Annotated in this window: 4 protein-coding genes; 3 read left to right on the top strand and 1 reads right to left on the bottom strand. The window is 58.5% G+C overall.

The genetic code is table 11. From position 1 onward, the window contains the following. The first annotated feature begins 364 nt into the window (after positions 1-364). Complete coding sequence (locus CA85_RS08065; protein ID WP_246112596.1) at positions 365-2,761, top strand: dockerin type I domain-containing protein; 2,397 nt, start codon at positions 365-367, stop codon at positions 2,759-2,761. Between the two features lie 529 nt (positions 2,762-3,290). Here CA85_RS08065 and CA85_RS08060 read toward each other — a convergent pair. Further along, positions 3,291-3,965, bottom strand: coding sequence for a hypothetical protein (locus CA85_RS08060; RefSeq protein WP_146390783.1), 675 nt, complete (start codon positions 3,963-3,965; stop codon positions 3,291-3,293). Positions 3,966-4,365: 400 nt separating this feature from the next. Here CA85_RS08060 and CA85_RS08055 point away from each other — a divergent pair, with 400 nt between their 5' ends. Together CA85_RS08055 and CA85_RS08050 are read left to right on the top strand one after the other, a co-directional pair. Next, on the top strand, positions 4,366-7,074 hold the full coding sequence (locus CA85_RS08055) for a tetratricopeptide repeat protein (protein ID WP_146390782.1): 2,709 nt from the start codon (positions 4,366-4,368) through the stop codon (positions 7,072-7,074). 672 nt (positions 7,075-7,746) lie between these two features. After that, positions 7,747-8,937, top strand: coding sequence for a hypothetical protein (locus CA85_RS08050; RefSeq protein WP_246112595.1), 1,191 nt, complete (start codon positions 7,747-7,749; stop codon positions 8,935-8,937). Positions 8,938-8,940 lie beyond the last annotated feature (3 nt).

Genomic DNA, 8,940 nt, shown 5'->3' with positions numbered 1-8,940 from the left:
ATTGACAGACGTCCGGGAAACTTTTTAAGTCTTCCGGACGTCTAATAAGCAACACACGATGAATAAGTTTCGGTTTTTGTAGTGGACGAGGCGACGAGTCCTGCGGCTTTGGACTCGTCGCCTCGCCCACTACGACAGAAATTGATCGTGCGTTGCTAACCTGTAAAGCCTTGAATCGCTAGCGTTTCGGGCTGTTGATTTATTCGATACTGGCGCCGCAACGGTTAGCCGAGTTCCGTAAGGCACCGGGTAGCGGCCCATACTCGGCCGCCCACGCGTGTCGGCTCAATAAATCGACTGCTCAGCTTGCCGCGGGGTATGATCAGGTGCCCATCAAGATAATCCTCTATTGGCAACATTGCCCGTGTCGTGTCAAAAACGCTTAATCCGCCGGCCACTTCGACTCGAATCCCTCGAGCATCGCCGTGTGATGGCGGCTGGCCTGCCACTCGGGGCGACCCCTCACGATACCGCTGAGTTCATGCTCGGGACGGTCACCGTGACACCGATTTTTCTCCAATCGGACGGGTCGATCGACAACTCGTCACAGAGCTGGACCCCGGACGAGATCGATTCGGTACTCGAGAACATCACCGACGGCGCGAATTGGTGGAGCGATCTGCTGGACACGCTCGACAGCGTTCACACGCTCGAGTTCACGATCGATGACACCTATGCCCGCAACCCAGTCGAGACCGGCTACGAGCCGATCGATCAACCGAGCAACAGCTACAACCAATACGTCGGCGAGTTTCTCGATACCGTAGGTGTCGATCCGTCGCTGCAGCTGGACGATGGGATGCTGGCGTTCAACCATTCGCAACGGGAGAAGTTCGGCACCGATTGGGCGTTCTCGGTGTTCATCGCAGATTCGTCGGATGATCACGACGGCTATTTTGCCGAGGGCGGTTCCTTTCGCGGTGCGTTTGCCTTTCCAGGAGGCATGTATTTCGTCTCCCCATCGACGCGGCCGACGAGCACTTTCACGCATGAGATGGGACATATTTTCTGGGCGTTCGATGAATACCCTGGAGGGGCGGGTTACAATGCGTCCCGCGGTTATTACAACACCCAAAACACCAACGCCTGGGACAACCCCACCTCCGGCTTCGAGCAACAGGTCAGCATCATGGCTGACTACAACCGTCTCGTCAGTGCTTTCGCAACCCACACGTCACCCGCTTCCACGCTCGCGATGGTCGGCTGGCAAGATTCCGATGGGGACGGCGTCTTCGATGTGCTCGATGTCCCACTGAATTTCTCAGGCTCGGGCGGTTTCGATGCGGAAACAGGCTTTTTCGAGTTCCATGGGGAAGCATCTGCCGGCACCTTGGCGAATCAAAATTCGTCAGGCAACCAAAGCGATATCTCGATCAACCGCGTCAGCAGCCTGGATGTTTCGATCGACGGCGGTGACTGGGCCAGTATCGCGGCGCCGGATTCCTATACGGCAACGTTCGATCTCGCGATCAACATGCCGGCAGAGTTCAGCACGATTTCCTTCCGAGTTCGCGACGCGGTGACGGGCATCACTAGCGACATCTGGTCGGCGACGCCGACGACACCGCTGCTGCCGGAGTCCTCCGCGCTCGCAGGGTACGCTTTCGTCGACTCTGGCTCAGCTTCCGCTCCTTCCGCGGACGATGTTCTGCTGAGCAATGTTTCGATTCATGTGACGGCAGCCGATGGGCGTGAACTGCCCCATGGGAACCTGGACGCAGCCTCGCTGCCGCTCGATACGGAGTTAGCCACCGTCACAGGCATCTCTCTGAGTGGTAAGCTCGGCGCCTTGAACACGGACACGCGCGTCCAAGAGGTCGCCGCGCTCGCTGACCAACCACTGATTCATGTTCATGACGTTCAGTTGCAGTACTGGACGCCCAATCTAGGTGCCCGAGTCACGGCACTGGCGACGCTGGACCAAGCCACTGGGTATGTGGAGGTCGACGTGGTGGGGCTGCAGAACGACGAAGCCGCCTATGCCCGTGTCGAGGCCTACGATGCCGACGGGAATCTTATCGACCGGTCGACCACTGATCTTCGCAATGACTCCGATGGCGGCCTGGATTACGGCGAAGAACAAACCTTGACCCTCCACGACCCCGACGGCGAGATCGCGTCGATTCGAATCATGGGGCACGCTGGTACCGAAATCGGGGCCACGGCGATCCGCACGGGAGTTCCCCGTTATGTAACGACGGATGCCTATGGAGCGTTCGTGCTAGGCGAATTGCCGAGCGGCAGCTATCGCCTCACACCGACGGCGCAGAACATCATCTACGAATTCGATCCGATCGTCATCACCACCAACGCCCCCACCCCGATCGAGCTGGTCGCCGAGCAAGTCGTTAACCCCTGGCACAACTCCGCATTGGCCGTCGACGTCAACCAGGACCAGATCGTGACGGCGATCGACGCTCTGCAGGTCATCAATTATCTCAATACGTTTGGGGCCGGTGGGCTCGCCAACGCCGATGCGTTCGCCAGCAAGATCGACGTGACCAACGACGGCACCATCACAGCCCTCGATGCCCTGCGGGTAATCAATTATCTCAATCAACGTGAGAATTCATCGGCGAGATCAGCCGAACCCATCGCGCCGATGATGGTCACCACAGACCACCGAGACGACCGGACCGCCGAGACGCCGCCGCTGCCCGCCCCCGTCGGTATCGACGACGTGCTAACCGAGCCAGTCGACTGGACAGACCCGCTCGCCACCACACTCAGCGACGATCGGTTCTCGATGCGCATCCTTTAATACCGATCGTCTCGGCCGATGGCGGGTAGGAACGGCACCGGGTTGCTAAGCAACGCACGATCAATGTTCTGTCGTGGGGGACGAGTCCAAAGCCGCAGGACTCGTCGCCTCGTCCACTGCGAAAACCGACACTGATTCATCGTGTGTTGCTAATTCTGGTTCATCCGACGGAAGCGTGCGCAGAGCACAGCGGAAGGTTTTTTGAGGCATGGCTCTCGTATCCAATGATCGTTCAAAAATGCGTCCCTGACGAACAAACGCTCGCCAGGGACCGACAACACCATTGGCGTACCGCTTTTGCAGGGAAACGCTGGCGACCGAGATATCCCTTGCCAAGCCAGCACCTCTGCAGAGCTCGGCTCCGTTTCTCGGGATTGAATTTCAGAATCTGCGATTGCTTGAGTGAGGCTTCCGACGATACCTTTGACATCCATGAGGCTTCCTTTCCTGCGGTGTTAGTTTGAGCACCAACATTTTGCAGGAGGAAGCCTCTTTTCGTGAATACCAATCTCGCCAGATCACAGGCGCACTACGCGGATCGCACCCCATCGAGAGGTTGAAAGACCATCTCTCCCCCCGCGAAGGTCAAACCGTACATCGATCCAGCGGGATGCTGGCCACAAGCGCCGGGGTCTTGGCAGGATGCATGCGAGTGGCCAGCCATTTCGATCGGACATCCGGCAAAGGGCATGAAACCGAGGTAGCGAAACCCGTACAGCCGCTTAACGTTGCATGCATCACGCCCGACCACTGATTCGTAGAATCCAATCGGAACGTTGCGGGCCGGCACGGTAAAGGAAACGCTCTCAGCAGCACGATCGCTCGCAGATGTCGGCAACAATCCGCCGGCAGCACTGAGCAAGCTCCCGATCGCCTCCACATTCTCATCGGTTTGACTGTCGAGTTCCTGGCTGATCTCGGTAAGATTCCAACCGTCCTCAAGCTTGATGCCAACGTCCGCGATCCCGCACCCGCTGCGAACGCTGATCGAATACTCTTCGCTGAAGTCCGGCAGATAGACCAACGAGATCCGAACCAACCCCGGGGTGATTTGTGACTCGGTCTTGCTGACCGCGATCTCTGCCGGTTCGATCTTCAAATAGGGTTTGGGGCGGTAGTAACGAATCCCACAATCTTGATCATCGGGATTCTTGCGAACCATCACCTTGGGCGTGCATCCCGTTGTCATGATGGCGAACGCCAAGAGGAACAACCATCTTTGCCAGACTAAGAAGCTTTGGCTGGGGGAAGTTTGACGATGGATAGCATGCTCAGTGGCCACAGTTGCCTCCGGTGCGAACGGACAGTGGATTTAACTCTTTGATCGGTCGCGTCGATCATCCGTAGCCACTCCCCGCAGCGGCTGTTGGATTAGGCAATCTGCAAAGGGTACGCGTGCCGATACAAGGAGCCTCGACGGACGGCGTTGGGCCGCAAACTCTTCAGTTCGTTTGCGGGTACAATCGAGAGGTGGTGCCCCGCTAGCAACTGGCTTGTCGCCGCCTCGCCGCTAGCGTGGAGCGATTCGTTTTCCAGGGCGACAGCCCGCGCCTCCCCCAATCCAATCCGCGTCTGTTTTCCCGCTTTTCAATCTGCAGTGCTGCATGACTCGTCTCCTACTCCTCTTCCTGTTCTTCACCGCCACCACGATCGCTGCCCAAGAGACGGTTCCGTCGGGCAGTCCCGACGTGAAATTGACAGCGGAGGAGCAACAGATCCATCAATTCTTCGATGACTACCAAAACGCGACCCAAGCCGACTCGGTGGCAGAGCAGACCGATTTTTTTGATTTTGAGGAACTCGCGCGAGACGTCGTTGAGCGGTCGGGAGTCGCCATCGAACCGGGCCTACAGACGCAATTGGCGGCGGCGATGCGTGCTCAGGTCGAGCGGCAGTTCGAGATGCTCGATGCCCCGTGGACACGGCACCAAATCGCCCAGATTGATTTTTCCCGAGACGGGGCCGTCGCAGATGTGTTCGTAAGATGTTGGTCGGAGGAACTCGGGACGGCGCGCGAGCTCTACGTGCTCAAGCAGATCGATGGGAAGTGGCGGATCTGCGACGTCAGCCAGTTGTCTCTCGGTGTCTCCACGGTAGCACTCGCCGCGATGGGTCTGCGCGACACCATGCAAAGCAACATCGTCAACGAACTAGCCTACGGCATGAACCAACTCCTGCAGAGCATCATCGAGTGTACCCAGGGAAACATCTACGCCGCCATGGATCACATCGAGGCGGTCGTGGGCCACCCCATCGCCGAGAGCATGCAGACGTTGCGGTGGATCATCTCGGCGGTCACCCACGGCGCCATCGATCCGGCGAGAACGATCGAGTCGCTCGAGAAAGCCGATGCCTTCGGTGAATCCACCCTGCTGGCAGATTACCTGCGTGGGGAAGCTTACTCGGAGCTGGGCCGATTCGACGTGGCCGTCCAATACTTCCGCGCGTATCTCGGGCAATTCGGTGCCGATGCGGACGCCTACCACTCTCTCGGTTATGCCCTCGAGAACCTCGACCGCACCGACGAGGCGATCGAAGCCTACAGAGCCGCTCTCGAGGACACACCCGAATCGATTGCGAATGTCAGTGCACTCGCTCGCGCCCTACCCGAGGATCGCAAGAGCGAGTTGGCCGCCTTTTACGAGAACCTGCCCGACCCCATCGGCGCGTTCGAGACACTGGGCGATACGCTGGTCTACGATTCCGACGCTGCAGGGCTTGAAACCCTGATCGATGCCACCGTAGCGATCGATCCCGATGCTCCGTACCTCGACTACTACCGCGCGATGTTGGATCACCTCCATGGCAACCACCTCGCCGCATTCGATGCTCTCGCCGCGAGTCTCGAAGGCATGGAGACTGATTCGGAGTCGCGGACCTGGTACGAGTTCGCGTTGTGCGACGTCGCCCGTCGATGCGACCGGCTGAACGAGGCCTATGCCATCTGCGTGGACAAGTCCCAGGCGATGGATGTGCTAGCCGATCGCACGGACAACGATGGAGAACTGCTGCCCGACGCGGTGCCCCCGGCGGACGTTGACGAACTCGTGGATGAGTTTCTGAGCGACCATGAAAACGACTTCGACGCGTTGATGCTCGTTGGCAGATCGATGGTGGGACGAGAACAGTATGATCGCGCCCGGGAATTCTTCGTCACAGCCATGGAGTTAGCGGACGATTCGGACCAGCGGGACGAGGCCCTCGAACAATGTGTCTATTGCTACGTTGATATGGACCGGCCGCTCGACGCGTACAACGATCTCGAGCCCAAGGCCGAGGTCGTCGACATGCTCGAGTATGCGTTGGACGATGAGAAGCTATTCGAGGAAGTCATCGATCAATTGCGAGAAGATGCCCCGCATTCGCTTCGGTTTCAGTGGACCACGCTGCAGGAAATGCTCGAAAACGGTGACCACGAAAACGGGCTCAATCGAGTCACCGAGGTTCTCGAACACAGCGAACTGCCCGTCGACGAGACGTACCAAAGAGAATCATTGCAGGTCTATCGGACGCGGTTCCTAATCGGGTTGAAACGATATGATGACGCGATTCTCGCAGCCTATGAAGCTGGCGAACACTCACGTGACTTCCTTCGCGCACTCATCTATGCGGCCAAGGGCGATCGACGGAAATTCATCGCCGCTTACGACAAATGCTTGGCGTTGGAAGGCATGTACAATGCGGAATCGTTCGCCGAGGCTGACGAGGTCCCTGCCAGCTGGTTACCCGATCCTGCCCAACAGAACAGGACGGATGATAACGGACGGTTCTCGTCCTACAGTCAAGTCCGCCGGGTGGTGCTGTTGCTCGACGAGCCACGCCGCGTCAATGCAGGACGCGTGATCGAGACCGCCCAAGCGTTGGGAGAACCCCTCTACGCAATTGAGCGGCGACAAATGACGGCGGAAGAAGACGACTATGTGTTCCAGGCGAATGGCAACTGCGTGATCATGGCTACCGAAAACTGTCGTTACTTTCTCCACTCCAGCGACGGGCCCTATCTTCATGACGCTGATCAGTTAGCAGCTGAGATTGGTTTCCAGGACGATCTCAGCGATCGGATTGGCAAGCATTCCGCATGGCTGGCGATCGATATCTTCCAGTGGCCACAGCGCATCGATCAGGAAGGAGCCCAGGCGATCCCGCAGTCCGCATCGAAGCGTCTTGCCCGATTTGCCGAGTACCTCGCCGGCGACGCGGCGACCGTGGCTATTCATGCCGACACCGATCGGGCGACCCTCTGCGACGCCGCTTTCTTTGAGAAGCTCGCCAGCGACGATCCGATGTCCGCCTTTGAGAATGAGGTGGAGTGAGGGACGCGGGGCGATGTTTTTTAGGAACACGGGAGTCGTATCCGGTGGTGTTCGCTTGCCCTCAAACCACCGGCTGTTTTTTAAACGCCATTGGCGTAGGGCGAGGCTTGGTTTTCTGTCAGTCAAGCTGACAGGGGAACGCGTGTCGATGGCGCGGTTTTCTAATTTCAAAACGTCGCTTCCCGTGTGACAAGCACACGGGGGAGCAAACTTGCGGGTCTCAACAGCTCGTCGCCTCGTCCAGCACAGAAAAGCTTTCGCAAAATTGCCACTCACTGATCACGCGTTACTAACTGTCCAAAATCGAGAGAGTCGTTCGGCTTGCCATGACGCTGATTCCGGCGATCGAGAAAAGAGCGTGAGTTTCACAGTGGGAACCACACGCCCCGTAGCGAGTCGGTTATGATGTTTCACGCAGCCAATCAGGCCGCCGACCGATGTGGTTCTCGCATCGTTGCGATTTTCAAATTGACTTGCCAAATGTGGTGCCCAACGGATGATGAACTCGCTGCTCCAACGCACCCGACCCGACCACGGTCGTGAGTGCTGCAGCCCGCATCCACGACGGATCGGTTGCTGGCCAGAAGAACTGGCGTGTGATTCGCAAGAGCCCTTTGATCTCAACGCGACCCAGCTACCAGGAAACGTCGCACTGGAACGGAGAACCAACCCATGACTCAAACGACCTGCAACCGAGTTCGTTTCGCCCCTTTCGCTCTGGCACCATCGAGCGGCCTATTGACGCTGGTCATGGCTTCGACGCTCAGCATCTTCGGTAGCTCGATCGCTGCGGCTCAAAACCCGGTGATTTCGTTTGACTTGCCGCCGACCGCTGTCGCGGTCCCCATTTCACGGCCGCGACCAGGTGACCTGCGGACGAGCCATCAGGGGGAACCAGTTGAGATCACGTTGCGACTCTCGTCCCTGGTCAGTGGTGCGGAGATGCCGCGAATTGACCGTTGGATGGTTCGCTGCGTTCCCCGCGATCGATCCTGGGGTGTGATCAACTACTCGCCACGCACCGAAACGGCGAGCGAATATGCTAGCCCCATTCAAGTCAAGACATCCGATGAACAGACCCAGTCTTTCGGGGTCGCAGCCGATGTGACGCAGGGGAACTTGGCTCGAGGTCATGCGGGGATGGACGCGGGCACCAAACAATCCGAAGCCATGCAGTATGATCGGGTTGCCCCGCTGCATGCCGTGACCGCAGCGGGAACGATCGAGCGAGGCTGTGGCGTCTACTACAAACTGCGTTGGACCTCGACGCAGGTGCTCGAGGGTGAGAAGGAATTCAAAGTCACCTTCGATGTCCCCGCCGAATTTCGCAGCGGTCTCGTCGACGTGTCTGTCGTTGCGATGGGGCGTCCGGCAAAACAGGGCTCCATGACCGACATGATTTCGCGGATCCCGGTGCTCGGCGAAGACGTCGGCGGTATTCGCGCTCTCGGCCAAGCACGCTTCGTCGTTGCCGTCCATGCCGAAGGGGACCCGGTCGCTTGGCAAGCGGCCCGGGAGATGACAGATACGGAGTCCGCACTGCGGCGTGAAGCCGCCCGCGTCCGAGCTCAATCGCCATCGCGGTCGCTGTCCACCATGATCCGCCACGTGGCTGCGAAACTCGATGTGGATTCCGTTGACCTTCACAGCGACTGGCCGGATCGGTTGGTCTTCCACAATGCCGACCCTTACAACGACCCCGTCATCAAGAAACTGCCTGCTGAACTGCGTGTGTTGGTGCTGGACTACTGCGACGCTCGACGCAGCGTCGAAACGCTGCGAACCCGCACGGTCGATCCGGACGCAGCCCCTTTCCAGCTCAATGAATTGGTACAGTCCTCAATTGCCGGGAGTCCTCAATAGCTC

The organism is Allorhodopirellula solitaria (assembly GCF_007859855.1).
Classification (GTDB): Bacteria; Planctomycetota; Planctomycetia; order Pirellulales; family Pirellulaceae; genus Rhodopirellula; species Rhodopirellula solitaria.
This window is presented reverse-complemented; position numbering and strand designations above follow the sequence as displayed.

Coding starts and splice junctions, on each gene's coding strand:
- CA85_RS08055 (WP_146390782.1), top strand. CDS start 4,366: ATGACTCGTCTCCTACTCCTCTTCCTGTTCTTCACCGCCACCACGATC.
- CA85_RS08050 (WP_246112595.1), top strand. CDS start 7,747: ATGACTCAAACGACCTGCAACCGAGTTCGTTTCGCCCCTTTCGCTCTG.